General features: G+C 64.6%; 21 protein-coding genes and 1 tRNA gene. 7 read left to right on the forward strand and 15 right to left on the reverse strand.

What is annotated here, in order from left to right:
- Positions 1-30: 30 nt before the first annotated feature.
- From tcuB to tcuA, 3 genes are read right to left on the reverse strand one after another with little or no spacing between them, the layout of a single operon-like run.
- Positions 31-1,137, reverse strand: coding sequence for a tricarballylate utilization 4Fe-4S protein TcuB (gene tcuB / locus AC0L23_RS16410; RefSeq protein WP_026233095.1), 1,107 nt, complete (start codon positions 1,135-1,137; stop codon positions 31-33).
- A gap of 4 nt (positions 1,138-1,141) precedes the next feature.
- A complete protein-coding gene (locus AC0L23_RS16415) occupies positions 1,142-2,170 on the reverse strand; it encodes an alpha/beta hydrolase (protein ID WP_018456146.1) in 1,029 nt (342 codons plus the stop codon).
- 28 nt (positions 2,171-2,198) lie between these two features.
- Entirely contained in the window at positions 2,199-3,590 is a 1,392-nt protein-coding gene (tcuA, locus tag AC0L23_RS16420; protein ID WP_085394780.1) for an FAD-dependent tricarballylate dehydrogenase TcuA, read from the reverse strand.
- Between the two features lie 157 nt (positions 3,591-3,747).
- Here tcuA and AC0L23_RS16425 point away from each other — a divergent pair, with 157 nt between their 5' ends.
- Entirely contained in the window at positions 3,748-4,431 is a 684-nt protein-coding gene (locus AC0L23_RS16425) for a GntR family transcriptional regulator (protein WP_085359772.1), read from the forward strand.
- 12 nt (positions 4,432-4,443) lie between these two features.
- Here the strand turns inward: AC0L23_RS16425 and ybaK are convergent, their stop codons facing one another.
- From ybaK to mobB, 8 genes are all read right to left on the reverse strand, one after another.
- Positions 4,444-4,917 (reverse strand): Cys-tRNA(Pro) deacylase, encoded by a 474-nt coding sequence (gene ybaK / locus AC0L23_RS16430; RefSeq protein ID WP_085350047.1) that lies wholly within the window; start codon positions 4,915-4,917, stop codon positions 4,444-4,446.
- A 245-nt stretch (positions 4,918-5,162) separates the two neighbouring features.
- Positions 5,163-7,931 carry a formate dehydrogenase subunit alpha gene (gene fdhF, locus AC0L23_RS16435; RefSeq protein WP_085359770.1) on the reverse strand — a complete coding sequence of 923 codons (2,769 nt, stop codon included), beginning with the start codon at positions 7,929-7,931 and terminating at the stop codon, positions 5,163-5,165.
- Positions 7,928-9,637, reverse strand: coding sequence for an NADH-ubiquinone oxidoreductase-F iron-sulfur binding region domain-containing protein (locus AC0L23_RS16440; protein ID WP_085359768.1), 1,710 nt, complete (start codon positions 9,635-9,637; stop codon positions 7,928-7,930). Before AC0L23_RS16440 ends, fdhF begins: the two co-directional genes overlap by 4 nt.
- Positions 9,638-9,885: 248 nt before the next feature.
- Positions 9,886-10,173: a hypothetical protein gene (locus tag AC0L23_RS16445; protein WP_026233096.1), complete on the reverse strand. Its 288-nt coding sequence runs from the start codon at positions 10,171-10,173 to the stop codon at positions 9,886-9,888.
- A gap of 91 nt (positions 10,174-10,264) precedes the next feature.
- A complete protein-coding gene (locus AC0L23_RS16450; RefSeq protein WP_018456153.1) occupies positions 10,265-11,920 on the reverse strand; it encodes an OFA family MFS transporter in 1,656 nt (551 codons plus the stop codon).
- A 317-nt stretch (positions 11,921-12,237) separates the two neighbouring features.
- Complete coding sequence (locus tag AC0L23_RS16455) at positions 12,238-12,501, reverse strand: sulfurtransferase TusA family protein (protein ID WP_085359766.1); 264 nt, start codon at positions 12,499-12,501, stop codon at positions 12,238-12,240.
- 66 nt (positions 12,502-12,567) lie between these two features.
- On the reverse strand, positions 12,568-13,824 hold the full coding sequence (locus AC0L23_RS16460; protein WP_473357161.1) for a molybdopterin molybdotransferase MoeA: 1,257 nt from the start codon (positions 13,822-13,824) through the stop codon (positions 12,568-12,570).
- A 9-nt stretch (positions 13,825-13,833) separates the two neighbouring features.
- On the reverse strand, positions 13,834-14,361 hold the full coding sequence (mobB, locus tag AC0L23_RS16465) for a molybdopterin-guanine dinucleotide biosynthesis protein B (protein ID WP_085350470.1): 528 nt from the start codon (positions 14,359-14,361) through the stop codon (positions 13,834-13,836).
- Positions 14,362-14,568: 207 nt separating this feature from the next.
- On the opposite strand from mobB, the gene fdhD reads away from it, so the two are divergent.
- Positions 14,569-15,459 carry a formate dehydrogenase accessory sulfurtransferase FdhD gene (fdhD, locus tag AC0L23_RS16470; RefSeq protein WP_085359762.1) on the forward strand — a complete coding sequence of 297 codons (891 nt, stop codon included), beginning with the start codon at positions 14,569-14,571 and terminating at the stop codon, positions 15,457-15,459.
- A complete protein-coding gene (gene mobA / locus AC0L23_RS16475; RefSeq protein ID WP_473357162.1) occupies positions 15,446-16,081 on the forward strand; it encodes a molybdenum cofactor guanylyltransferase MobA in 636 nt (211 codons plus the stop codon). Before fdhD ends, mobA begins: the two co-directional genes overlap by 14 nt.
- A gap of 7 nt (positions 16,082-16,088) precedes the next feature.
- On the opposite strand, the gene AC0L23_RS16480 is transcribed toward mobA, so the two are convergent.
- From AC0L23_RS16480 to AC0L23_RS16490, 3 genes are read right to left on the reverse strand one after another with little or no spacing between them, the layout of a single operon-like run.
- The gene (locus AC0L23_RS16480) at positions 16,089-18,038 is read right to left on the reverse strand and encodes a molybdopterin biosynthesis protein (RefSeq protein WP_473357163.1); all 1,950 of its coding nucleotides are present in this window, start codon (positions 18,036-18,038) and stop codon (positions 16,089-16,091) included.
- A gap of 12 nt (positions 18,039-18,050) precedes the next feature.
- The gene (locus AC0L23_RS16485; RefSeq protein WP_085359756.1) at positions 18,051-19,157 is read right to left on the reverse strand and encodes a molybdopterin-binding protein; all 1,107 of its coding nucleotides are present in this window, start codon (positions 19,155-19,157) and stop codon (positions 18,051-18,053) included.
- A gap of 54 nt (positions 19,158-19,211) precedes the next feature.
- A complete protein-coding gene (locus tag AC0L23_RS16490; protein WP_085359754.1) occupies positions 19,212-20,045 on the reverse strand; it encodes an ABC transporter substrate-binding protein in 834 nt (277 codons plus the stop codon).
- Positions 20,046-20,346: 301 nt separating this feature from the next.
- Between AC0L23_RS16490 and AC0L23_RS16495 the strand changes: the two genes are divergently transcribed.
- The gene (locus AC0L23_RS16495) at positions 20,347-21,240 is read left to right on the forward strand and encodes a helix-turn-helix transcriptional regulator (RefSeq protein ID WP_085359752.1); all 894 of its coding nucleotides are present in this window, start codon (positions 20,347-20,349) and stop codon (positions 21,238-21,240) included.
- 99 nt (positions 21,241-21,339) lie between these two features.
- Positions 21,340-22,569, forward strand: coding sequence for an ABC transporter substrate-binding protein (locus AC0L23_RS16500; RefSeq protein WP_085359750.1), 1,230 nt, complete (start codon positions 21,340-21,342; stop codon positions 22,567-22,569).
- A gap of 130 nt (positions 22,570-22,699) precedes the next feature.
- On the opposite strand, the gene AC0L23_RS16505 is transcribed toward AC0L23_RS16500, so the two are convergent.
- Complete coding sequence (locus tag AC0L23_RS16505) at positions 22,700-23,731, reverse strand: TAXI family TRAP transporter solute-binding subunit (protein WP_085359748.1); 1,032 nt, start codon at positions 23,729-23,731, stop codon at positions 22,700-22,702.
- Positions 23,732-23,838: 107 nt separating this feature from the next.
- Here AC0L23_RS16505 and AC0L23_RS16510 point away from each other — a divergent pair, with 107 nt between their 5' ends.
- Positions 23,839-24,813, forward strand: a complete 975-nt coding sequence (locus tag AC0L23_RS16510; protein WP_162496299.1) for a Bug family tripartite tricarboxylate transporter substrate binding protein — start codon at positions 23,839-23,841, stop codon at positions 24,811-24,813.
- 380 nt (positions 24,814-25,193) lie between these two features.
- A tRNA-Ile gene (locus AC0L23_RS16515) sits at positions 25,194-25,269 on the forward strand.
- Positions 25,270-25,648: the final 379 nt, after the last annotated feature.

The raw sequence follows: 25,648 nt of genomic DNA on the forward strand, positions 1-25,648 counted from the left end.
CCGATCGGCCGCTTCCGCGCCGCCTGAATCTCAAGAACCGGCTTCTCCGCGTCGCTCCTGCGCATAACGCACCAGCGCCGCGAAGCGATAGATGCCGTGCACGAACTTGCCGTAGGGCATGGTGATGAACAGCGCGAACACTGCACCTAAATGGAGTGCCAGCAGCGGTCCCATGGCGGCAGTCTCCCGCAGAATCAGAAGCAGCATGCCGGTGAACCCGGTCAGGAACAGCATGGCGATGAAGCCGACATCCATGCCGTAGCGCTGCTCGTCGAGCAGCGCCGGATCACGCCGCATCTTGGCGACGAACAGGCCGATCGGCCCGATGATCAGGCCGATGCCGCCGAGCGTGCCGAGAACCACCGGCAGATCCCACCACGGATACGGCGCCTCGCGGCCGAGCAGATAGTGATACAGCGTTGCGGCCGAGGTCGCGGCGAAGCAGAGCAGGAAGCCGTAGAAGGTCAGGTGATGGAAAAGCTTGCGCCGGTCGGTCGGCTTGTCATCCTCATTGTAGCAGCCGACGCCGCCACCATGGAGGTAGCGCAGCTCACCAGCGTCGCGCATCGCCTGAAAGATCGAGCCGCCGTCCGCACGGCCGCCGATCGGCGGGCCGATATCCCGCCAGAAGGCACGCACGCTCATCACCAGCGCGAAAATCGCATAAAGGAAGGCGGCGCTGAACAACGCTGCCATCGCGTTGTGCGGCATCAACTTGTAGAACGCGCCGGGGCCAGTGTGCACGCCAAACAGCACGCTGCGGTCGTTTAGGGCAGCGAAGCCGAGTATGAAGGCGGCCATGCTGAGCGCGGCGACGATGCTGATGACGAGACCATTGCGGGCGAAGGCACCGGACAGCGCCTGGGGCCAGGCATAGGTCGCATAGGATTCCGCGCGCGCGATCGCCAGCGTCTGCGGGACGTTGACGTTGAATTCGTGCGGCGGCGAGAACTGGCAGTCGACGTAGCAGGCGCCGCAGCCATGGCAGAGATTGGCGAGATAATTGAGGTCGCCGTCGGAGAAGGCGCGGCGCATCTCCATGGCGGGAAAAACCGCGCAAAGGCCTTCGCAGTAACGGCAGGAATTGCAGACCGTCATCAGGCGGTCGCCTTCATCCAAAATTCTGCTTCCGTGCATGGCTTTACTTCGTCAGGCCTTTGCCCTCGAGCCATTTCTGGATCAGGGCCGCGACCTCGAGATTGTTCTTGTCCATCATCACCATATGCGAATTGCCCTTGATGCCTGTCTGCGGGAGATCGATGATGTCGACGCTGCCGCCGGCCGCCTTGATGGCGTCCGCAAAGGCGATGCCGTTGGCGCGGATCTTGGGCCAGCGCGAATCGCGCTCGATATAGTCGCCGTAGATGATGAGGGTCGGGACGTTCTTCAGCACATCCGCTTTGGCGGGATCGCCGATGCCGGCCGGCTCGATCGCAATCAGCGCCTTGACCTTGTCAGGGCGGGCTTGCGCGACCTTGAAGCCGAAGGTGCCGGCCTGGCTGTGGAACAGAAGCACCGAGGGGCCGACGCGATCGATCTCAGCGATATAGGCGGCGATGGTCGCATCGTCGGTCGTGGTCCAGCGCGGTACGTTCTGCTTGACGAAATTCTCGTAACCCTCGACGGGGAACTGGTTGCCCGGCAACAATTTTCGCTTGGCGGGATCGGGATCGTACGAGTTCGGCCCATCGCCGATGCGGAAACGCTCGAACGGGTTGGCCGTGGTCAGGAAGACCGGCTCGCCTTTGAAGATATCGGGATATTGCGCCCAGCCCGCGCGTCCGCGCTCTACTGCGTCGGAGTTATAGACCCCCCACCCCATGCGTAGAAAATAATTCAGCCAGCCTTCGCGTCCGTCAGGCGTGGTCTCGTAGGTGACGCCGGTCAGTCCGCCGCCATGCCACATCAGCAAAGGATAGGCACCCTTCTCGTTTGCCGGCAGGAAATACTGAACATACATCTGCTCGACCTGATACGTGCCGTTGGGATCAACCTTGGCCGGCACTCCGCCGGGCGCGAACACGACCTCCCTCACCGGCTTGCCCGAGATTTCGACAAGACGGCCACCGACATGGAACGAGCCCATGTCTCGCAGCGTGATCGGCTCGGCCGCGTGGGCGTAGCCGACGGTCAGCAGCGCCGCGATCGAAGCAATGGCAATGCGTGACATGGTTCCTCCCTCGTGTCTGTTCTTCCGCCTAATTCTTCGCGTGGCGTGCCGCTTCCCGTCCTGCGATCCGCCCGAACACGCTGCCGATGGTCATGCCCATGCCGGCGGCATAGCCCTTGCCGAGCACGTTGCCGGCCATGATCTCGCCGGCCGCGAACATGTTGGCCGACGGCTTGCCGTCAGCCATCAGCATGCGCGCTTCCCCGGTCACGCGCGTGCCGAGATAGGTGAAGGTGATGCCGGGCCGCACCGGATAGGCAAGGTAGGGCGGTGTCTCGATCCGCCGTGCCCAATGCGTCTTCGGCGGCGTGATGCCTTCCGTGCGGCAATCGTCCAGAATGGTGTGGTCGAAGGTGCCGGGCTGCACCGCGGCGTTGAATTCGGTGATCGTCTTTTCCAGCGCGGCCGGATCGAGCTCGAGCTTGCCGGCAAGCTCAGCCACCGTCTGCCCTGCGATCGGCGGGAATAGCGTCGGCATGAAGCTCGTGACCACGGTGGAGTCGAAGATGATGTAGGCGATCTGTTCGGGCTGCGCGGCCACCAGCCGGCCCCAGATCGCGTAACGCTTCGGCCAGATGTCCTCACCTTCATCATAGAAGCGCTGCGCGTGCTTGTTGACGACGATGCCAAACACGACAGAATCGTGCCGCGTGATGATGCCGCCGTCGAATTTCGGCGCGCGCGCGTCGATCGCGACCGCATGGCACTGGGTGGGGTCGCCGACCTCCTGCACGCCCTTGGCGAGCAGCATCTTCAGGATCGAGCCGCGGTTATAGCGGGTACCGCGGATCAGGAAATTGTCGGCGGCCTCACCCCAATATTGCTTCAGCCATTCGATGTTGGCCTCGAATCCGCCGGCGGCGGCGACCAGCGACGTCGCGCGGATCTCGGTGTCGCCCTTGATCGGCCGCCTGAGGTGGGCGGCGAGAAACATGCCGTCTTCGATCATGAGGTCGATAACCTCGGCGTCGTATTCGATTTCGACGCCGAGCTTCTCGGCGGTGAGATAAAGTGCGTTCAACATCGCGCGGCCGCCGCCGAGGAAGAATGAGTTGGTGCGGCCGAGGCCCAGCGTGCCGCCGAGCGAGGGCTGCCAGCGCACGCCCTGCTCCACGATCCAGTTCAAGATGTCCTTGGACTCGCGGATCATGTGCCGGGCGAGCACCTCGTCGGTCTGGCCGCCGGTGACGCGCAGGAGATCCTCCCAAAACTCTTCCTCAGTGTAGGGGCCGGTGAGGATTTCGGTCGCCTCGTCATGTGCGCAACGCATGTTGCGGGTGTGGCGCGTGTTGCCGCCGCGATAGAACTTTGGCGCGCCTTCGAGTACCAGCACCGATGCCCCACCGCGTCGCGCGCTGATTGCCGCACACAGCGCCGCGTTGCCGCCGCCGATCACCAGCACATCGTATTTGCTGCTCATGCCGTCTGCCCGATGCGACGAAGTTGGAGACATTCTGCCCGCCGGCGGCCTCGGCCAATCCGACTGGTCATTGCGCACCTTTGTATACAAAGATATACGAATGTCCGGCAAGCGTCATCCTGCATGGGCAGGATGCGCGTGGCGAGCACGAGGATGCATGGCAAGACGCCCGACAAAAGCAGGCGGCTCGATCGCGCGCGGCGGCGGCGTGGCGCTCGGCGAAGCAGTGTTCCGCTCGCTCTGCGAGGCGCTGCAGGCCGGCAGCTACCGCGCCGGCGACCGCCTGCGCGAGGAAGAGGTCGCCCAGCGGCTGATGGTCAGCCGCACCCCGGTGCGGGAAGCTCTCGGGCGGCTTGCGGCACGTGGGTTCGTCGAACCTGCCGGCGGCCGCGGCCTGATCGTACGCAACCTCGACATCTCGGAGGTGCTCGAGCTCTACGCCATGCGCGAGATCATGGAGGGCTCCGCCGCCCGACTTGCCGCCGAGCACGCGTCTGCGACCGAGGTCGACGCGCTCAGGGACATCGAGCAGACCTTCGTGGAAGCGTCGGGGACTGATCCCGCCGAGATGGCGCGGCTCAACCGCGCCTTCCACGAGGCGATCTGCCGCGCCGCGCGCAACCGCTATCTCGACAACGCTTCGCGGGAATTGCAGGACTGGATCGCCCTGCTCGGTCCAACCACGTTCACCGTATCCGGTCGCCCGTCGACCAGCCACGGCGAGCACCAGGCCATCATCGACGCCATCGCGGCTCGCGACGGCGGCAAAGCGGAGCAGCTCGCGCGCACACACATCCGCGAAGCGCTGCGCTGTCGGCTGAAGCTGTTGCAAAAACAATAGCAGAGCGCCGCCTCAGGCGACCAGTTCCGCGACGATCGCCTTCAACACGTCCCGCACATCGCCCGGACTGAGCCGCACCTGCAGTCCGCGCTGACCGCCATTCACGTACACGTAATCATGCGCGAGCGCGCTCTGCTCGATCACGGTGCGCACAGGCTTCCGCTGCCCGAATGGGCTGATGCCGCCAACCTTGTAGCCGGTGAGGCGCTCGGCCTCAGGCGGCTTCATCATCTGCGCCGACTTGCCGCTAACAACAGCGGCGAGCTTCTTCATCGAGACTTCCTGATCGGACGGGACGATCACGCAGACCGGCTTGCCGTCGACCAGCGCCATCAGCGTCTTCAAGACGCGCGCGGGATCCTCGCCGAGTGCGGATGCAGCCTGAAGGCCGATGCTCTCGGCGTCGGGATCGTAGTCGTAGGTGTGGACAGTGAAGGCAACACCGGCGGCCGTGAGCGCGCGTGTGGCTGGGGTGGCTTTGGACATGGACGATGTCTAGCACCGCCGCTGCGAGGAGCGAAGGGACGGCGACACGGATGGACACATGCACCACAGCCTCAGCGTCGTCCCGGCGAAGGCCGGGACCCATAACCACAGGGAGGAGTTTGGAGAAGACTCGTCGTTCGGTACGCCCACCATCCGCTAACGAGACACCTCGCGGTGTGGGTCCCGGCCTTCGCCGGGACGACACCGCAGGCATTGTGCCGCCAAATAACCGGCGAGCGCGCAGCCTACTCCGCCGCGTCGCGCATCTCGGCCCGCTCCGCCCTGGCCGCGCAGAACTTGAACTCCGGGATCTTGCCGAACGGATCGAGCGCCGGGTTGGTCAGGAGATTGGCCGCCGCCTCAGCGTAGCAGAACGGCATGAACACCATGTTCTCGGGCACGTCGCGGTCGGAGCGGACCTTGACCTCGACCGCGCCGCGGCGGGTCTCGAGCCGGATGAAATCGCCCGGCGCGAGCTTCTTCCTGTGCATGTCCTTCGGCGACATGAACGCGACCGCCTCGGGCTCGATCTGGTCAAGCACCTGCGCGCGGCGGGTCATCGAGCCGGTGTGCCAATGCTCGAGCACGCGGCCGGTCGAGAGCACCATCGGATATTCGGTGTCGGGGATCTCGTCCGGCGGGATGACGTGAGCCGGAACGATCTTGCCGCGGCCGCTGGCGGTCGGGAAGCCCGTGGTGAAGATGATCTCGTTGCCGGGCACGTCGGGACCGTCGACGGGATAGGTCACCGCGCCTTCGCGCACCAGCCGCTCCCAGGTGATGTTCTTCAGCGACGGCATCAACTCCGCCATCTCGGTGAAGACCTCGCCGGGACCGGCATAATTCCACGGCAGCCCCATGCGCTTGCCGATCTCCTGGATGATCCAGAGATCCTGCCGCGCATCGCCCGGCGGCTTGATCACCTGGCGTGCGAGCTGCACGCGGCGATCGGTGTTGGTGAAGGAGCCTTCCTTTTCGGCAAACGCCGAGGCCGGCAGGATGACGTCGGCGTGGAACGCGGTCTCCGTGACGAAGAGATCCTGCACCACGAGATGGTCGAGCATGGCAAGCGCCTGGCGCGCATGCTGGAGATCGGGGTCGGACATCGCTGGGTTTTCGCCCTCGATATACATGCCCTTGATCTCGCCGGCATGGATCGCGTTCATGATCTCGACCACGGTCAGACCGCGCACGGGATCGAGATCCTGGCCCCACAGCTTCTCGAAGGCGCCGCGCATGTCGTCGCGGCCGACCGGCTGATAATCCGGCAGGAACATCGGGATCAGACCGGCATCGGAAGCGCCCTGCACGTTGTTCTGGCCGCGCAGCGGATGCAGGCCGGTGCCGGGACGCCCGACCTGGCCGGTGATCAGCGCCAGCGCAATCAGGCAACGCGCATTGTCGGTGCCGTGGACATGCTGGCTGATGCCCATGCCCCAGAAGATGATCGACGATTTTGCCCGCGCATAGGTTCGCGCGACCTCGCGCAGGGTCTGCGCCGGGACACCGCAGATCGGCTCCATCTTCTCCGGTGTGAACTCCTTGATCTTCTCCTTGAGCTCCTCGAACCCCTCGGTGTAGCCGGCGATGTACTGATCGTCGGTCAGCCCTTCGGTGATGATCGTGTGGATCATCGCGTTCAGCATGGCGACGTCGGAGCCCGGCTTGAACTGCAGATGCTTGGTCGCATGGCGCGACAGCGTCTGCCGGCGCGGGTCCATGACGAACAGCTTTGCGCCGTACTGCTTGACCGCGTTCTTGATGAAGGTCGCGGCGACTGGATGATTCACGGTCGGATTGGCGCCGATCACGATGATGACCTCGGCGTCCATCGCAGCCGAGAACGGCGCCGACACGGCGCCCGAGCTCAGACCTTCGAACAGCGCCGCGACCGACGAGGCGTGGCACAGACGGGTGCAATGGTCGACATTGTTCGAGCCGAAGCCGGTGCGCACCAGCTTCTGGAACAGATAGGCCTCCTCGTTGGAGCCCTTCGCCGAACCGAAGCCGGCCAGCGCCTTCACGCCCTTCTCGTCGCGGATCTTGACCAGGCCTTTGGCCGCGATGTCGAGCGCTTCTTCCCAGCTCGCTTCGCGGAAATGCGTGAACGGATTGGCCGGATCAACCTGGTCGTTGGAATCCTTCTTCGCGTTGGGCAGCCGCACCAGCGGCTTGGTCAGGCGATGCGGATGATGGATGTAGTCGAAGCCGAAGCGGCCCTTGACGCAAAGGCGGTTGTGATTGGCGGGGCCGTCACGGCCCTCGGCATAGATCACCTTCTCGTCCTTGACCTCATAAGTCACCTGGCAGCCGACGCCGCAGAACGGGCAGAGCGAGTCCACCTTCTTGTCGGCATAGACGACACGGGTCTGCTTCTCGTCCAGCATTACGGCCGGCATCAGGGCCCCGGTCGGACAGGCCTGCACACATTCGCCGCAGGCGACGCAAGTGGACTCGCCCATGGGATCGTCGAAATCGAACACGATTTTCGAGCCGTGACTACGATAGGCCATGCCGATGACGTCGTTGACCTGGACCTCGCGGCAGGCGCGCACGCACAGGCCGCACTGGATACAGGCGTCAAGATTGACGCGCATGGCCGGATGGCTGGCGTCGGTCGCCCAACGCTCGGCGGCGGGGAAGCGACTCTCGGTGACCCCAGTGGTTTCGGCCCAGTGCCAGAATTTGGAGTCCGGATCGTGCGAGGTCTCGCGCGCCGGCTGGTCGGCGACCAGCAGCTCCATGACCATTTTTTGCGCGGAAACCGCGCGCGCGCTCTCGGTCTTCACCTTCATGCCGACCGATGCCGTGCGCTTGCAGGACGCCGCGAGCACGCGCTCGCCCTCGATCTCGACCATGCAGGCGCGGCAATTGCCGTCGGGGCGATAATCCGGCGCGGGCGAGTAGCACAGATGCGGAATCTCGCGACCCTGGCGTTTCGCGACTTGCCAGATCGTCTCGCCTGCATTGGCCTCGACCTGCTTGCCGTCGAGCTCGAACGTAATCTTCGTCATTCGGCCGCTTCCTTGAACTCGTCAGGGAAATATTTAATCACGGTGGCAAGCGGATTCGATGCCGCCTGTCCGAGCCCGCAGATCGAGGCATCGCGCATCGCCTGGCTCAATTCGTCCAGGAGAGCGCGGTTCCAGACCGGTTGCTGCATCAGCAGCGCGGCCTTCTGGGTTCCGACGCGACACGGCGTGCACTGGCCGCAGCTCTCGTCCTCGAAGAACTTCATCAGGTTCAATGCGGCCGCGCGCACGCTGTCCTTTTGCGACAGGATCACGATCGCGGCAGAGCCGATGAAGCAGCCGTATTTTTCAAGCGTGCCGAAATCGAGCGGGATGTCGTCCATCGCCGCCGGCAGGATGCCGCCGGACGCACCACCCGGGAGGTACGCGTAGAACTGATGGCCATCGGCCATGCCGCCGCAATATTCGTCGATCAACTCGCGCACGGTGATGCCAGCAGGCGCGAGCTTCATGCCGGGATTCTTGACGCGGCCCGAAACCGAGAAGCTGCGCAGGCCGTGCCGCTCATGCCGGCCGTGGCCCTTCCACCAGTCGGCGCCCTTCTCGATGATGTCGCGCACCCACCACAAGGTCTCGATATTGTTGATCAACGTCGGCAGGCCGAACAGACCGACTTGGAATGGATAAGGCGGCTTGTGCCTGGGTAAGCCGCGCTTGCCCTCGATGCTTTCCAGCAGCGAGGATTCCTCGCCGCAGATATAGGCGCCAGCGCCGCGGCGCATGTGCAGCGTCGGACCGCCCGGCGGCAGCTTCGCGATCTCACGTTCGAGGATTTCGCGCGAGGCCGGATATTCGTCGCGCAGGTAGATGTAGATATCCGAGGCCTGCACCACATGCGCACCGATCAGCATGCCCTCGAGGAAACGGTGCGGATCGCTCTCGAGATAGACGCGATCCTTGAACGTGCCGGGCTCGCCCTCGTCGCCGTTGATCGCCATCAGGCGCGGGCCGGGTTCACCAAGCACCGCGCGCCATTTACGTCCCGTCGGGAAGCCGGCGCCGCCGAGACCGCGCAACGAGGCGTCGTCGAGCGCCTTCAGCAGGTCGTCCGTCGGTAGTCCGCCCGAGCACAGGCGATTGAGCAGCTTGTAGCCGCCGCCGGCGACATAGGCTTCATAGCCGATATAGTTGGGCAGATGCGCGTGGGTATCGCCAGCCTTCGCCGCCGCCATGACATTGGCCACCGTCGCATGGTCAACAAAGTTGTGTCCGACTTCCGCGGCAGGCGCCGTATCGCAGCGGCCGACGCAGGGCGCGCGCACCACGCGGATGCCGGGACCTGACGCGTCTTGCAAATCCGCGAGCAGCTTCTCTCCGCCGAGCATCGCGCAGGTCAGCGAATCGCAGACGCGGATCGTCAGCGGCGCGATATCGGGCTCGCCTTCCTTTACCACGTCGAAATGCGCATAGAAGGTCGCGGTCTCGAACACTTCGGCGAACGCGAGCTTCATCTCGTCGGCGAGCGCGGCGAGATGCGCGGCCGAGATCTGGCGGTACTGATCCTGGATCAGGTGCAGATATTCGATCAACAGGTCGCGACGCCGCGGTCGGTCGCCGAGCAACTGCGCGATCTCATGAGAGGCGGTGGGATCGACCTGCCGTCCCTTGGGTGTGGATTTGGCGCGCTTCCGTCCCTGGCCGGGATGTTCGAACTCGCGAACCTTGTGAACGTCGTCGTTGCTGCTCATGGAGACGTCGCGTTCTCTTCAAATGCGTGATGAGTTTGGACCGGACCGCCAAGGCGATCAGTCTTCATTTCCCGACTCGATCAAACGGAACCACCGGTTCCTGCGTCCCGCCGATCAAGCCAAATTCGACGCAACTCTAATCCCTGGTATGCCAGATGCAAGAGAATTTAGAGCGTCTCTAGAATGATTTAGGACGCAGGCGGTCGCCCGCCGTGCCCTTTTGCGCAAGCGTCGGATGGAACCCGATCTCAAGTCTTGCTCATGCACTCTTCAATGTAGAACCAGCGATCGTCGCCGGCGAGGCCCTTGGACTTCACGTCGGCGCGGCAGGCTTTCAGCTTCGGCTTGTTGGTTGCCCATTTCGCCTTCATGTCTTTCAGCTTCTGCATGGTGAGCTTCATCTTGCCAGGTTTGGCTTGCGTCGCTGCAGCAGGCGCCGCCGGCGGCGTCGCCGTCTGCGCGGATGCGGCATGAAGGCCAGCGACGAGCAACACGGCCGCGAGGCAAATTCGAAGGCAAATTCGGGTGCGAATCATTTCAATCCCCCTAAGTCCCATTTCTGATGATGTCCGAAAGGCCAACGAAGCGGGACGCCTGATGAGCATCCCGCTTCTGTCTCGACGACGGTCAGAAGATCTTGACCGCGCTCTCCAATGTCTTCCAAACACCCCAAAGCAGGGGGACGCCGACGAACGCCCAGAACAGCGCCGCCTTGGCGTCAAGCCCGCCAAATCCGATGCCGTAGGAGCCGTGCGGCCCCGCGGCGGCGGCGCTGGCGCTTGCAGCCTGCAACTTGGCGACATCGGCGTCCTTCATGTGCCACTTCGAATCGACCGGCTTGATCAGATAGTTGCAGATCAAGCCCGCAATCAGCATCGCACAGAGGATGTACATAGTCGTGTTGTAGAGCTGATCGCGCGGCACGCCTGCCGCGAGCTGGAACTCGCGGATGTAGTTGACGACGACGGGACCGATGATGCCTGCGGTGGACCACGCCGTCAGCAGCCGGCCATGAATGGCGCCGACGAACTGGGTTCCGAACATGTCGGCGAGGTAGGCCGGCACGGTGGCGAAGCCGCCGCCATACATCGACAGTATGATGCCGAAGCCAAGCACGAACAGGAGCTTCGAACCCATCGCGGCAAAGGTCGGCGCCAGCGCGTAGAGCACGATGCCGAGGATGAAGAACGTATAGTAGGTGTTCTTGCGCCCGATCTTGTCCGACAGCGATGCCCAGAAAAAGCGGCCGCCGATGTTGAACAGCGACAACAATCCGGCGAAGCCCGCGGCGATCGCGGCGATCTGCGCCTTCTGTCCCGCATCGAGCGCGTTGAAGCCCACCTCCGGCAGGCCGATCAGCTTGCCGGCGAAGATCTCCTGCAGCATCGGCGATGCCATGCCGATCACACCGATGCCGGCCGACACGTTCAGGCACAGCACCCACCAGATCAGCCAGAATTGCGGCGTCTTGTGCGCGTCGTTGAGATGGACGTTGGCCTTCGAGATCATCGCGTTGGCCTTCGACGGCGCGGTCCAGCCCTCGGGCTGCCAGCCGGGCGGCGGCAAGCGATAGCGGAACGCGCCGATCATCATGAACACGAAGTAGATGACGCCCATCGTGACGAAGGTCTCCCAGACGCCGACCGAGGTCGGGGTCTTGAAGTAGTTCATCAGGAGGTTAGCCAGCGGCGCGCCGATCATGGCGCCGCCGCCGAAACCCATGATGGCCATGCCGGTCGCCATGCCGCGACGGTCCGGGAACCACTTCACGAGCGTCGAGACCGGCGAGATATAGCCAAGACCGAGACCGATGCCGCCGATCACGCCCGAACCCAGCCACAACAGCCAGAGCTGATGGGTGTAAACCCCGATCGCACCGAGGAAGAGGCCGCCGCACCAACACAAGGCCGAGACGAAGCCGGCCTTGCGCGGGCCTACGCGCTCCAGCCAGCCGCCCCAGACCGCAGCCGCGATACCGAGCAGCACGAAAAAGAGCGTGTACATCCACCCCATGCTGGCGACCTTCCAGTCGCAGCTGGTCGTGAACAGCTCCTGAAACAGTGACATGTCGGCACACGCCTTCGGCGCGGTGACTCCGATGGCGCGCGACAGCGGCAACCAGAACACCGAGAAGCCGTAGGCCATGCCGATACAGAGATGGATGCACAGCGCAGCCGGCGGCACCAGCCAGCGATTGAACCCGGCGGTCGCGATGGTCCGCTCGCGATCCAGAAAACCTGCGCCGGCCCCCGAAAGTGTTCCAGCGCTCTCGATGGTAGACATGCATTCCTCCCCTAAAGCCGCCCTTCTGAACGGCCTGCCACGACGGTCCTGTTCCTCAGCCTGCAGCGCAGCCTTTGTCCCTGCTGCTCCGCACAATGATCGACGCGCGCCAGGATCGTCACGCGCATCCGAGACGTTAAACCCCTAACCGTGGGGACTATGCCCGACGCCACGGCCGGGCTTCTTTCGACGGCCCATTTGCTCCGCATATCGCAGGCACGACTCGACCTCCGCGTCTCGGCGGAGGACCTCAATTGGGCAGAAGTGATGATCGATGTCGATAGACAAAAGGTAGGTATCAACCGAGTGACCGCGAGCTAAGTGGGCGGCGCACCATTGATATTTTCTATCGATCGATCGGCCTTCTCAATCAAGAACACGATGCGCGCGTCGTTGCGCTCGGTGATCTCTACCGTGCCGCCGGTCTCTCGGATCAGGTTCGGAATGTCAATCACCGACAGCGGATCGGTGCAGTACACTTCGAGCTGATCCCCCGGATGCAACGGCTTCAGCGCTTTGCGCGTCTTCAGGGCGGGCAGCGGGCATTTCAGTCCGGTGAGATCGAGCGTCGTTCTGGTCATCGGCGCAACATGGCGGGAGCGACCGATGGCGTCAACGCCGAGCCAGCACCAGCATCACGTTCAGACTCAGAGCAAATCGGCGTAGGACAGGAAACCCACGCTCTGCCCCGGCTCGACACGCGTGACCTCCTCATCGAGCTCGATGAGGCCGTCGGTGTCGACCAGAGAGGACAACAGCCCAGCCCCCTCGCGTGGAAACTTGATTGCCTCGAGTGCGCCGTCCTGCGTGCGCCGCAAGGAGGCGCGAACATATTCGCGTCGGCCCGCCTTCTTCTTGTAGGTGAATGCCGCACGCACCGGGATCGGCAACAGCGGCGCCGGCAGGCTGCCCGCAAGGGCCAGCACCGTCGGCCGCACCACATGCACAAAGGTGACGAAACTCGCGACGGGATTGCCCGGCAATCCGATCAGCGGCGTGCCCTCAATGATGCCCATCGCCACGGGCCGTCCCGGCTTGATCGCCATCCGCCACAACACCAGCGAGCCGATGCTTTCGACCGCGGCCTTGACGTGGTCCTCTTCTCCGGTCGAGACGCCGCCGGTGGTGAGGATCAGATCGTGCGTGCCTGCGACTTGCTTGAGGCCATTCGCAAGCGAGGTACGTTCGTCGCGCAAAATGCCGAGATCGCTGACCTCGCAGCCGAGCCGGCGCAGCATCGCCATCAGCATGAAGCGGTTGGAATCGAACAGCTGCGAGGCCGCGCGCGGCTCGCCGGGCGAGATCAATTCGTCACCAGTCGAGAACACCGCGACACGGATGCGCCTGACGACGTCGAGCCCGACCAGGCCGAACGCCGCCGCGAGCGCGACATGTTGCGGCAGCAAGCGCTGGCCTGCGCGCAGCGCGATGTGGCCCTGGGGGATGTCCTCTCCCGCAGGGCGGACATTCGCGCCCGGCTTCAGCCCCGACGGCAGCACGATTCGGCCGGCATCGTCTACGCGCACGTCTTCCTGCATGAAGACGGTTTCGGCATCCGGCGGCATCGGCGCGCCGGTGAAGATGCGCGCGGTGTGGCCGGCCTTGATCGGCGCTAGTGCCAGACCGCCAGCCTGGATGCGGCCGTCGAGCGGGAGTGCCCGCTCGGCGCTGTCCGGAAGATCGGCGTTGCGCACGGCGTAGCCGTCAACAGCGGAATTGGTGAAGGGGGGCAACGGCAGCGGCGCCGCGATATCGCGGGCCAGCACCCGCCCATCAGCATCGATGAGCCTTACGGTTTCGAGATCGACAATCGCGTTGACGCGGGTCGTGATCAGGCCAACCGCCTCGTCGACCGACATCATCGGTCCGCCGAAGGCAAAACAATCGTCCGACAATTGCGCCATGGTGCCTCGTCAGCGCATCGCAGCGCTTTTCGCGACCGCTTCCTCGACCGGCATCGCCGCGCGCAGCAGCAATTCCGCGGCAGCGGCGATATCGTCGAGATGGACGGTCGGCAGTCGCGTTTCAATGGCGACATCGGCCGCGATCCCGTAAATTCCGGGATCATCGGGAAACAGCAACGGCTTGTCGTTGGCCGCGCGATGCACCTCGATCTTGCGATGCGGCTCGCGCTTGAAACCCTCGACCACGACGAGGTCAACGGCTGACAATTTGCTCAACAGTTCCGGCAGACGCGGCTCCGCCGCCCCGCGCAATTCGTGCATCAGCGCCCAGCGATTTGACGAAGCAACCAGCACCTCGGCCGCGCCGGCTTCGCGATGGCGCCAGGAGTCCTTGCCGGGAACGTCGACGTCGAACTGGTGATGCGCATGCTTGATGACCGAGACGCGCAACCCGAGCGCATTGAAATGCGGGATCAGCCGCGTCAACAGCGTGGTCTTGCCCGCACCGCTCCAGCCCGCAAGGCCGATGACTTTCATTCCAGCTCCGTCTCCGCGAGCGACCAGGTCCCTGATGGAACCACTCTCTCTTCCGTCATTGCGAGCGCCGCGAAGCATCTACGAATGGATCCACAGCGGCAGCCCGGATTGCTTCGCTTCGCTCGCAATGACGAATGGGCGGCATTTCGTTCGCTCGCTAGCATGCTTATATCGGCTTGACCCGAATGTCATGCTAACGTCGCGGCCATGATGAAGATCGACAAAGCCCCAGTGCCCCTGATCGTCCCTGATACCGACGACCCGCGCCTCACCGAGAGCGTGACCGGGACCGACCAGTCCGGCGCCAGAATCGAGATCAAGGTGCCGGTGGAGCGGCCACTGACGCTCTACCTGAATTCGCAGGAGATCGTCACCATGATGACGATCGGCGACTATCCGGAATATCTGGCGCTGGGCTATTTGCTCAACCAGAACATGCTGAAGTATAATGACGCGGTCACCGAGGTCGAATACGACGACGACCTCCAGGTCGTGGTGGTGCGCACCGAGCATCACACCAATTTCGAAGCCAAGCTGAAGAAGCGCACGCAGACATCGGGCTGCGCGCAGGGCACCGCCTTCGGCGATCTGCTGGAGGCGGTCGAGAGCGTGGCGCTGCCGAAGGCGGAGCTGCGGACCTCCTGGCTGTACCAGATGACGCAGACCATCAATACCATGCCCTCGCTCTATCTGGAGGCCGGTGCGATCCACGGCTGCGTGCTGTGCAGGGAGGGGGAGCCGCTCTGCTACACGGAGGATGTCGGCCGTCACAACGCCGTCGACAAGATCGCGGGCTGGATGTACCGCCACGGCGTCGATGCATCCGACAAGATCCTCTATACCACGGGACGGCTCACCTCTGAGATGGTGATCAAGACGGTCCGCATGGGAATTCCGATCCTGGTGTCGCGCTCCGGCTTCACCGCCTGGGGCGTCGATCTCGCCCGGCAGGTGGGCTTGACGCTGGTCGGCCGCGCGCGCGGCAAACGCTTCATCGCGTTGTCGGGGGAAGAGCGCATCGTCTACGACCAGAACCTCGCTTACGTCGAGGAGGAAGCGGCCAAGCACAAGCGCAAGGGTGAAGGTGGTGACGATTAGCTTTCCGACCACGCAAGGCGTGCTGCTCGCCGGTGGCCTCGCGCGGCGCATGGGCGGCGGCGATAAGCCGATGCGCACCATTGGCGGCCGCACCATTCTGGAACGCGTGATCGCGCGCCTATCACCCCAATGCAGCGGGCTGATCCTCAATGCCAACGGCGATCCCGCCCGCTTCGCCGCGTTCGGTTTGCAGGTCGTTGCCGACGACGTGCCCGGCTTTCCCGGTCCGCTCGCCGGCATCCTTGCCGCACTCGACTGGACCGCGGCGAACCGGCCTGAGGCGAAGTGGGTGCTCAGCGCCGCCGGCGACTGCCCCTTTCTGCCGCGCGATCTTGTTGCACGCTTGCATGACGAACGCATCGCGGCGAATGCCGAGCTCGCCGTTGCGGCGTCGGGCGGCCAGTCGCATCCGGTGATAGGCTTGTGGCGCGTTGGCTTGCGCGACGAACTGCGTCACGCGCTGATGGTCGAGGATCTCCGCAAGATCGACCGCTGGACCGCGCGTTATCCGCTCGCGACCGTGACGTGGCCGACCGAACCGCTCGATCCGTTCTTCAATGCCAATACGGTCGAGGATATCGCGGATGCCGAGCGGCTCGCCGCACTGGATGCGGCGTCCTAACCAAGCTCTACGCCGGCCGGAATCCGGCCCGCTCCAGCGCGGCACGCGCTTCGTCCGAGCCGAGCGCATCGAGAAAGGCCCGCACCGCCGGACGCTGCTTCCGCGCCGTCACCAACGCGAAGTCATAATGCTCCTCCGCGAGCGGAATGAAACCGAGGCCGACCGCCTTGGCGACCGGCGCAATGGTCATGCCCCAGTCGGCGCGATGCTGCGCGACCGCCGCGGCCACCGCGTTGTGCGAGCGTGGCTGGTTCCAGTAGCCTTCCGGGCGCGCACCACCGAGCAACCGGTCGATCAGGATGCGCGTGCCGGCGCCCTGGTTGCGGTTGACCATGATGCAGGAGGGATCAGCGAGCGCCGCGACGACGGCGTCCTTCGCGCTGTGGCCTTCGAAACGCTTGTCGCCCTTGCGGAACACGATGCCCTGCATCCGTCGCCAGCCCGGCACGAGTTCGAGACCTTCGACGAGGTAAGGCGCATTGTAGGTCTCGCTCTTGTCGTCGAACAGATGGATCGGCGCCAGATCGCATTCGCCGCGCCGCGCCGCCGCAAGTCCGCCGAGACTGCCGACCGCGATCGAGCGCACGGTCAGCCCGGCATGCGCGAGTTGCGCCGTGACGAGATCGAGGCCGGCGCAATGACTGCCGACGATGACGAGATCGGGCACCCGCACATGCGGCGTGAACAGCGTCACCTCGGCTTCGGTCCCGGCCGGCATCTGGTCGGCGAGTGCGTCGATGCGCAGAAAACCGTCGGCCTGCGCGAACGACGTGATCGCACCGGACCCCTTGCCTGAGGGATAAGCGATCAAGCCGTCCTTGCCTTCGACCAGCGAGACCATGACGAATTCGGTGCGGCCGAGCTCGGAAGCAATGCGCACCGGCACGGTCGCGTTCACCTTGGCATCGGAGCGCGGCGGCAGTCCGGCCATTTTGCGCAACACCGGCACGATCATGTCGTGAAAGGTGAACATCGCCGAGGTCGGAAAACCGGGAAGGATCACCACCGGCTTGCCGTCGCACACCGCAAGACACAGCGGCTTGCCGGGCTTGAGCGCAATGCCATGCGCGATGATGCCGGGCTGGCCGAGCCGGCCGATGATGCGATGAGACAGATCGCCGGCGCCTTTCGACGTGCCGCCGGAGAGCACTAGCATGTCGGCGTCCGCCAGCGCACGCCGCATGGCGGCTTCGAGCTGAGCTTCGTCGTCGGGAATGGCGCCGAGGAAAACCGCCTCTCCGCCGTTCTCGTCGATCGCAGCAGTGACGATCGCGCCGTTGGTATCGTAAATCGCAGCAGGCGCGAGCACCTCGCCGGGCTGAACCAGTTCGTCGCCGGTGGAGATCACGGCCACACGAGGTTTGCGCACGACGCTCACCTCGGCAAGACCGCAAGCCGCCAGCATGCCCACCTCGCGCGAGCCCACGATCGTGCCGGCGCGCAGCAGCGCCTCGCCGCGCGCGATATCGGATCCTGCGTAGGATATGAATTGCCCGGGCGAGGCGGCGCGACGGACGTCGATGGTGGCCGATCCCGCCGGCTGGGTATGCTCGACCATGACCACGGCATCGGCACCGCGCGGCAGCGGACCGCCGGTGGCAATCGGCGTTGCCGTTCCCGCCGCCACCTGCAGCGCGGGTACGGTGCCGCAGTGAATAGTCTCGCCATTCAGCCCGAGGCGAACTTGCGCACCTTCGCCGGCTGTCGCAAGGTCCGCTGAGCGCACCGCGAAGCCGTCGACGTTGGAACGGTCGAACGGTGGCACGTCGATTGGCGCAGTGATGTCTTCAGCAAGCGACGCGCCGAGCGCTGCTGCGAGCTTGCGTCTTTCGCTTGAGATCGCGCGAGGGAACAGCGCAGCCTCGAAGCGTGCCTGGGCCTCCTCGCGGGGAAGGATTTTCAGGAACTGTTCCTGTTCGAGTGCGCTGCGGACTTGCGATTGCGGGATCATGGTCATGCTAAACCCATATCATTCCCGCATCAGATAGGCATCGACCGGCGCGCCCGCTGCAAATCCCTCGTGGCCGGCGGGAACAAGCAGCCATGCATCAGCACGGGCCATTGCCTGGAGCGGCCATTCTCCTACCGCAAGCGGCACCCACGCATGATGTTCCTCGGCCAGCAGGACCATTTCGGCGATGCCGACGCTGGATGCAATTTTTCGCGCGAGCGGCAAGACTATCTGTCGGCGCGGCTGCCGCGCCGACAGAAGGTCGACGAGCGGCAGCACGACCGCGAGCCAGACCGCGAGCGCATGGTCCGGCGATCCGGGCAAGCCGACGACAGGAATGGTTCCCAGCCGCCCGATCGCGGCGGTGCGTCCGGGCTGGAGCGCAAGACCATGGGCGATCACGTCACCACCCTGGGCCAGCGCCGTGACCGCGGCATCCTTGCGACCGACGCCGCTGCCGCCGATCGTCAGCAGGAGATCGCAGGTAGGCGTCCCCAACGTCTCCGCGATCGATCCCGCGTCTCGCGCGCCGGCCTCGCTCGTCTGCACATCCAGTCCAGCGGCGCGAGCAATGTCCGCGATCAAATGCATGGTCAGCGTTGCACCTGATACATTGACAATGCGCAGCCGCGGACGGCGCACGCTCAGCCGGTCCAGCCCGGCGGCGCGCGCGAGCAAAAGAGCGGCAGGACCGACCGGATACCCCTCTGCGGCGGCAGGCGTTCGTCCGTCGATGTCGCTTCCTGCGCGCCTGACGCCCTGCCCCGGCACGCCCTCCGCCAACACCTGGGCGAGCGGACCAGACACCTCGACTGCGTCAGCATCGAGCACACAGTCGCATCCCGCCGGCATCGCGTCGCCGGCATCGACCCAGGCGGGCGCTGTCGGCAGCGGCAGCGGTGAATAGGAGGACGCGCCGACCAGATCATTGGCGCATAACGCCCAGCCGTCCGCGGCAGCGACGTCACAGGATGGTCGAGGCGCGAGCAGCGGATTGCCCGCGGCGATGCAGCCGGCCGCTTCGCTCAGCGGCAACTCCACCGGCGTGAGCGGATCAAGCCCCTTCAGCAACGCGGCGAGCGCGGTGTCGAGTGGCGTCAGCGATGGCGGCAGGCGCTGGGTCATGCGCCATGATGGACCATGCATCGCCCGGTTTGGCAACCGCTGGCGACACGAACGTCAGCCGCCCGATTTGTCCGCATTGGGGAAGAACAGTTGTTGTCCGTCGACCTTGTATCCGGCGATCGCCGCCTGCCCGTCCGGCGAGATCAGCCAGTCGACGAAGTCTTGCCCCAATTCCTTCTTGACGTTCGGAAACTTCGCGGGGTTCACCAGCATCCCGCCGTACTGATTGAGCAGCCGCTTGTCGCCTTCGACGACGATGTCGAGATCGCCGCGATCCCGAAAAGCGATCCAGCTGCCACGGTCGGACAGCACATAGGCGTTCGCCGTGCGCGCTGCATCAAGGGCTGAGGCCATGTCCTGCTTGGCTTCGCGATACCATGCGCCCTTGGTACGGGCGATGTCGATGCCGGCGACGATCCAGAGCGCGAGCTCTGCGGCATGCGTGCCCGAGCGGTCGCCGCGCGTCACGAACGGCGCGCCCTTGCCCTCGATCGCCTTCAGCGCGGTCGCGATGTCCTTGCCCTTCACGCCGGCGGGATCGCTCTTCGGCCCGATCAGCACATAGTCGTTGTACATCACGTCAAAGCGCTTCACCGCAAAACCGTCGGCAACGAATTTCTCCTCCTGCGGCCGTGCATGCATCAGCACGACGTCGACTTCGCCCCTTCGTGCCCCCTCGAGCACCTCGTCGGCGCGCCGCGCGATCACCGTCACCTCGATGCCGGTCTTCTCACGGAACATCGGCAGCAGATAGTCGAGCAGGCCGGACTCCTGCGTCGCTGTGGTCGTGGCGAGCACGATCGCGCGGTCCTCCGCGGATGACGCTGCAACGCCGGCGACGAGGCCGCAGAGAAGCGCGAGTGCAACGGAGAGGCGGCGGACGGCCATGATCGGGTTCCCACTGGCTATGACGCGATCATGATGCTGATGGATTGCGCCGCACTCGTGACGCGTTTGCACATTGTGCCCGCAGCGTCGGGAAATTCCGGCAATGCGCCGCGCGCGAAGACCGCAAGATCCGCACCACGCGAGCGATTCAGGATCGTTCACCAAGGCAGAGATCGCGCGTGGGGATGTGTTGCAAAGCAGCGAGATGATCGGGCATGGTCGTGGCGGACAAAACTTGAAATGCAGAATTCCACCTGCGTCGAACTTCAAAAAGAAGCAAGAATTTGCATAGGAATGCAGGATGGAATTCCTGACGACCAGCGAAGCCGCCGACTATCTTCGGCTCGGCGAACGCAAGCTTTACGAACTCGTCACCACCGGTGCGATCCCCTGCACCAAGGTGACCGGAAAATGGCTCTTCCCGCGGCACGAACTCGACCTCTGGGTGCTGTCCGGACTGGCGCGCCCGGCCGGCATGCTGATCGCGGAGCCGCCGCCGGTCGTCGGCGGCAGCCAGGACGAGCTTCTAGATTGGAGTCTGCGCGAATCCGTCTCGGGCCTGGGCTCGATGAGCGAGGGCAGCGCACGCGGGCTCGAGCGCTTACAGCGCGACGAGGTGATGGCCGTGGCAATGCACTTCCACAGCGTCGACGCCGACGGCAATCTTGCCGCCGAGGCCAATGCGACGGTCCTGCGAGACGCTCCGGACCTGCATGATGCATTGCTGGTCGCGTTCGCGCGCCGCGAGCAGGGTCTCGTGCTGCCGCCGGGCAATCCCAAGCGGCTGCGCGGCCTTTCCGACGTGCTCGCGCTCGGGGCCAGGATGGCGATGCGACAGCAGGGCACGGGCGCGCAGATGCTGCTCGATGTGCTGCTGAAGCGCGCCGGCGCCTCGACGCGCGATTTGCGCCGGATCGAGATGCCGGCCCTGACCGGGCCGGATCTCGCCGAGATCGTTCGCGCGGGACAGGCCGATTGCGGCATCGCGACGCGTGCGTCCGCGCGCTCGGCCGGCCTCGATTTCGTGCCGCTGGTCTGGGAGAACTTCGACCTCGCGATGCGGCAGCGCAGCTATTTCCGCCCCGCTATGCAGGGCCTGATCCGGTTCCTCGGCGAAAAGCGGTTGCTCCAGCGCGCCGAGGAGCTGACCGGCTACGATCCCTCCCCGGCCGGACAAATCCGCTTCGCCGCCTGACGTTGACGCCCGCCCCCAAATAGTTGCAAAAGAAACCAATTCAGCCGGGCCATACCCGGGGGTACACCGGCCAACGCGCCGGATCAGGGGAGGACAAATATGAAGCCAACGAGATTTGGACTGCCGGTCGCTGCCGGCTTTGCAGCGACGTTCCTGGCGGCGACGCTGCTGCCGGGCGCCGCAATGGCGCAGGTGTCCGACGACGTCGTCAAGATCGGCGTGCTCACCGACATGAACGGTCCGGCCTCGGCGCCGACCGGCCAGGGTTCGGTGACGGCGGCGCAGATGGCGATCGACGATTTCGGCGGCACCGTGCTCGGCAAGCCGATCAGCATCGTCGTCGGCGACCACCAGCTCAAGGCCGATATCGGCGGCGCCATCGCGCGGCGCTGGTACGACGTCGACCAGGTCGATCTGATCGTCGACGTACCGGTCTCCGCGGTCGGGCTCGCGGTGCAGAACATGGCCAACGAGAAGAAGCGGCTGTTCATCACCCACTCCACCGGCACCGCCGATTTCCACGGCAAGTTCTGCTCGCCCTATGCGATCCAGTGGGTGTTCGACACCCGCGCGCTCGCGGTCGGCACCGCGGACGCGGTGGTCAAGCGCGGCGGCGACAGCTGGTTCTTCATCACCGACGATTATGCCTTCGGCCATTCGCTGGAGCGCGACGCCTCGGCGGTCGTGACCGCCAATGGCGGCAAGGTGCTGGGCTCGGTGAAGCCGCCGCTGGCGACGCCCGACCTCTCCTCCTTCGTGCTGCAAGCGCAGGCCTCCAAGGCCAAGATCATCGGCATTGCGGCGGGTCCGCCCAACAACATGAACGAGATCAAGACCGGCTCCGAGTTCGGCGTGTTCAAGGGCGGCCAGCAGATGGCGGCGCTGCTGGCGCTGATCACCGACATCCACGGTCTGGGCCTGCAGGCAGCCCAAGGGCTGTTGCTGACGACATCGTTCTATTGGGACATGGACGACAAGACCCGCGAATGGTCGAAGCGCTACTTCGCCAAGATGAACAAGATGCCGTCGATGTGGCAGGCCGGCGTCTATTCGAGCGTGATGCACTATCTCAACGCCATCAAGGACACCGGCACCGACGATCCGCTCAAGGTGGCCGCCAAGATGCGGGAAAAGCCGATCGAGGATTTCTTCGCCCGCAGCGGCCGCTTACGCGAAGACAATCTGATGGTGCACGATCTGTGGCTGGTGCAGGTGAAGACGCCGGAGGAAAGCAAATATCCGTGGGACTATTACAAGATCCTCACCACGATCTCGGGCGACAAGGCGTTCGGTCCGCCGGACCCGGCGTGTGCGATGGTGAAGAAGTGAGGGTGTAGCGACGCCGCGCTGACGGTGGACCCTCTCCCCTTGCGGGAGAGGGTGGATTCGCGAAGCGAAGCCGGGTGAGGGGTCGTCTCCGCGAGTCCAACTCGCTGTTGAGTTCGCGGAGAGATACCCCTCATCCGGCGCTTCGCGCCACCTTCTCCCACAGGGGGAGAAGGAAGGAAGCGCGCCACTTCACCACCCCGATCTCGCGAAAGTACTTGATCACGCCGGGATGGATCAGCTCGGGCTTCGGCGCGGCGGCGACGGTGTTCGCGGCCGTAGTCTCGCAGGCTTGGGCGAGCTGTTTGCAGAATGTCGGCTCGACACCGTGAAGCGTCTTCGCCAGACGATAGGCGACGTCGTCGGGCAGATCTTCGCGCGTCAGGACAAAGCTCCAGGACCCTAGCGAGGCGATCGGCCCGGACTGGTTCGGGTAAGAGCCGGCCGGCACGGTGAGCGGCTTGAGGAACGCATGCTTGGCGCGGATGCGGGTGATGTCCTCGGCGCTGGGCGCAATGAAGCGCGCCCCCGATGCGCTCGAGGCCACCGCCGCAAAGCCGGGCCAGCCGATGCCGGCGCCCCACAGTGCTGCGACGCGACCATCCTCGACCATCGCAGGGCCGTCGCCGGCGCGGTCGAGATAGACGGCCTTGAAATCCTCGTCCTGCTTCAAGCCGAGACCATCCAGCACATAACGCGCCAGGATCGGCAGGCCGGAGCCCTTGGCGCCGAACGCGACGGGCTGACCGACGAGATCGCGGATGGTCTTGTAGGGACTGTCCGCGCGCACCACGAACATGCCGGGGTTGGAATAGATCGCGGTAAGGATCTTCAACCGTACCGGCGCGCGGCCGATGCCGGCAAAGGCTTCATAGGCCGGCTCGCCCGCGACCAGCGCGAGATCGAGCGCGCCCTTCTCCAAGAGCGGAATGTTCTCGTTGCTGCCCTTGGTGTTGCGCGGGGCGATGATCACTTGCGGATCGGCTGCGTTCATCGCTTGCGCGAAGGCGTTGCCATAGAGCGGAAAGCCGCCGCCGGGCGTCGCGGTGCCCAAGCTGATCGTCAGGCTGGGAGTCGTGGTCGGAATGGCGTTGCCTCCGGTTTGAGCGGCGGCGGGGCTTGAAAGCAGCGCCGCGCCGAGAACAAGGGTGATCGCGAATCTCATGGTCGGTCCCGGCGGGGGCGCGTCAACATCGACTTGCGGCGATGTAGGCAGCGCCCCGTTTTTGTGAAAGCATGCAGCCCAACGACAATAGAACAATGGGAGGCGTCATGTTGCGAATTTTGCGTAACAGTGTTTTCGGGCTGGTTTTCCTTGCAACGCTGTTGGGCGCCGCACCTCCCGCCTCCGCCGCTTATCCCGACCGTCCCGTGCACTGGATCATCGGCTTCTCCGCCGGCGGCCCGGTCGACATCGTGGCGCGGATCATGGCGCAGTGGCTGACCGACCGCCTCGGCCAGCAGTTCATCGTCGAGAACCGCACCGGCTCGGGCGGCAACATCGCGGCCGCTGCCGCGATCACCTCGCCGCCGGACGGCTACACGCTGCTGTTCGTCGCGCCCAACAACGCGATCTCGACCTCGCTCTACAAGAAGCTGCCGTTCGACTTCCTGCGCGACACCGTGCCGGTCGCGAGCATCATGCAGCTCACCAACATGCTGGTCGTCTCCAACGCGTTTCCCGCCAAGACGGTTCAGGAGTTCATCGACTACTGCAAGGCCAATCCCGGCAAGATCTCCTTTGCCTCGTCCGGCAACGGCACCTCGGTGCACATGTCGGCGGAGCTGTTCAAGGTGATGAGCAAGTGCGACATGGTGCACGTGCCCTATCGGGGATCTGCGATCGCCTTCCCCGACATCATCTCCAACAAGGTGCAGCTGATCTTCGACAACCTGCCCTCCGCGATGGAGCAGGCCAAGGGCGGCAATGTCCGCGCGCTCGGCGTGACCTCGCCGCAGCGCTGGCCGAGCGTGCCCGATGTGCCCGCGATCGCCGAGACGTTGCCCGGCTTCGAATCGGTCGGCTTCTACGGCATCTCCGCGCCGAAGGGCACGCCGGCCGACGTGATCGAGATCCTCAACAAGGCCGTCAACGAGGCGCTGAAGGACCCGAAGCTGGTCGCGCGCCTCACCGAGACCGGCGGCATCCCCAAGCCGATGACGCCGGCCGAGTTCGGCAAGCTCGTCACCGACGAGACCGAGAAGTGGCGCAAGGTGGTGGAGTTCGCCGGCGTGTCGGTGGACTAGGCCTGCGGAACTGCCGCGCGCCTGCAGCGCGCCAACGCGACATCGGAGGGGATCGGAAGACCCCTCTCCAACAAAATGTGCGAAAACAACCCCATGCACAGTAGAAAGATCTTGGCATTACAAGGGGTTACAGAATCGAAAACCGAGCCCCCTGGCGCGATTGCCAGAGGGCGGGGACGAAGGCTCGGCGAGATGGGCTTGCGCCGTCGGGCAAAACAGGACTATAAGGGCATCATCGCCAATTTCGGTTATTCAAAAATCCCAAGGCTTGCCGCGCCAACGTTTGCAACCGCCGGCGCCAGCATTGCACCCCCGCCTCCGTCCCTGTAAACGAACCGCGCACCGTTGCCGGCCGCAGCTTTCGCGGCCGTCTCGCGGCGGGGCCTGTAGCTCAATGGTTAGAGCCGGCCGCTCATAACGGTCTGGTTGCAGGTTCGAGTCCTGCCGGGCCCACCAATGAAAGCACTTTTGTGCGGACCGCTTTGCCTCCCGAACGTTCTTGCATGGCAAAGTGGCTCCCTATGTGAGGTTCAGTTGCGACCAGAGGAATAGACTGCCGGCCGCTTGCGTCCCAAATCCTACAGACGTCTCGAACGGCCGTGGTATCGTACCGCGCAGCAGACTTCGCCGAATGGTAGATCGTCTGAAGAATTCACTGTCCGAACTGGAGTCGCCCACCTGCATGAGGTGCAGGATCGAGATGCGATGGTTCATGTCGAAGCTGGAGCGCCAAGAGCCGGTAACCACGATGGTCCATGGCTTTGTGAGTCCGGTGCGAAGGCGTTGCTGAAACCGAAACCGAGTTCAAGCCCGTCCGGGTTGTCCCTGACAAGCT

The sequence above is a fragment of the Bradyrhizobium sp. MI1.4 genome, assembly GCF_055811315.1.

Bases quoted from the DNA above. Each gene is read 5' to 3' on its own strand.
- tcuB (WP_026233095.1), bottom strand. From the start codon at position 1,137: ATGCACGGAAGCAGAATTTTGGATGAAGGCGACCGCCTGATGACGGTC.
- AC0L23_RS16415 (WP_018456146.1), bottom strand. From the start codon at position 2,170: ATGTCACGCATTGCCATTGCTTCGATCGCGGCGCTGCTGACCGTCGGC.
- tcuA (WP_085394780.1), bottom strand. From the start codon at position 3,590: ATGAGCAGCAAATACGATGTGCTGGTGATCGGCGGCGGCAACGCGGCG.
- AC0L23_RS16425 (WP_085359772.1), top strand. From the start codon at position 3,748: ATGGCAAGACGCCCGACAAAAGCAGGCGGCTCGATCGCGCGCGGCGGC.
- ybaK (WP_085350047.1), bottom strand. From the start codon at position 4,917: ATGTCCAAAGCCACCCCAGCCACACGCGCGCTCACGGCCGCCGGTGTT.
- fdhF (WP_085359770.1), bottom strand. From the start codon at position 7,931: ATGACGAAGATTACGTTCGAGCTCGACGGCAAGCAGGTCGAGGCCAAT.
- AC0L23_RS16440 (WP_085359768.1), bottom strand. From the start codon at position 9,637: ATGAGCAGCAACGACGACGTTCACAAGGTTCGCGAGTTCGAACATCCC.
- AC0L23_RS16445 (WP_026233096.1), bottom strand. From the start codon at position 10,173: ATGATTCGCACCCGAATTTGCCTTCGAATTTGCCTCGCGGCCGTGTTG.
- AC0L23_RS16450 (WP_018456153.1), bottom strand. From the start codon at position 11,920: ATGTCTACCATCGAGAGCGCTGGAACACTTTCGGGGGCCGGCGCAGGT.
- AC0L23_RS16455 (WP_085359766.1), bottom strand. From the start codon at position 12,501: ATGACCAGAACGACGCTCGATCTCACCGGACTGAAATGCCCGCTGCCC.
- AC0L23_RS16460 (WP_473357161.1), bottom strand. From the start codon at position 13,824: ATGGCGCAATTGTCGGACGATTGTTTTGCCTTCGGCGGACCGATGATG.
- mobB (WP_085350470.1), bottom strand. From the start codon at position 14,361: ATGAAAGTCATCGGCCTTGCGGGCTGGAGCGGTGCGGGCAAGACCACG.
- fdhD (WP_085359762.1), top strand. From the start codon at position 14,569: ATGATGAAGATCGACAAAGCCCCAGTGCCCCTGATCGTCCCTGATACC.
- AC0L23_RS16480 (WP_473357163.1), bottom strand. From the start codon at position 18,038: ATGACCATGATCCCGCAATCGCAAGTCCGCAGCGCACTCGAACAGGAA.
- AC0L23_RS16485 (WP_085359756.1), bottom strand. From the start codon at position 19,157: ATGACCCAGCGCCTGCCGCCATCGCTGACGCCACTCGACACCGCGCTC.
- AC0L23_RS16490 (WP_085359754.1), bottom strand. From the start codon at position 20,045: ATGGCCGTCCGCCGCCTCTCCGTTGCACTCGCGCTTCTCTGCGGCCTC.
- AC0L23_RS16495 (WP_085359752.1), top strand. From the start codon at position 20,347: ATGGAATTCCTGACGACCAGCGAAGCCGCCGACTATCTTCGGCTCGGC.
- AC0L23_RS16500 (WP_085359750.1), top strand. From the start codon at position 21,340: ATGAAGCCAACGAGATTTGGACTGCCGGTCGCTGCCGGCTTTGCAGCG.
- AC0L23_RS16505 (WP_085359748.1), bottom strand. From the start codon at position 23,731: ATGAGATTCGCGATCACCCTTGTTCTCGGCGCGGCGCTGCTTTCAAGC.
- AC0L23_RS16510 (WP_162496299.1), top strand. From the start codon at position 23,839: ATGTTGCGAATTTTGCGTAACAGTGTTTTCGGGCTGGTTTTCCTTGCA.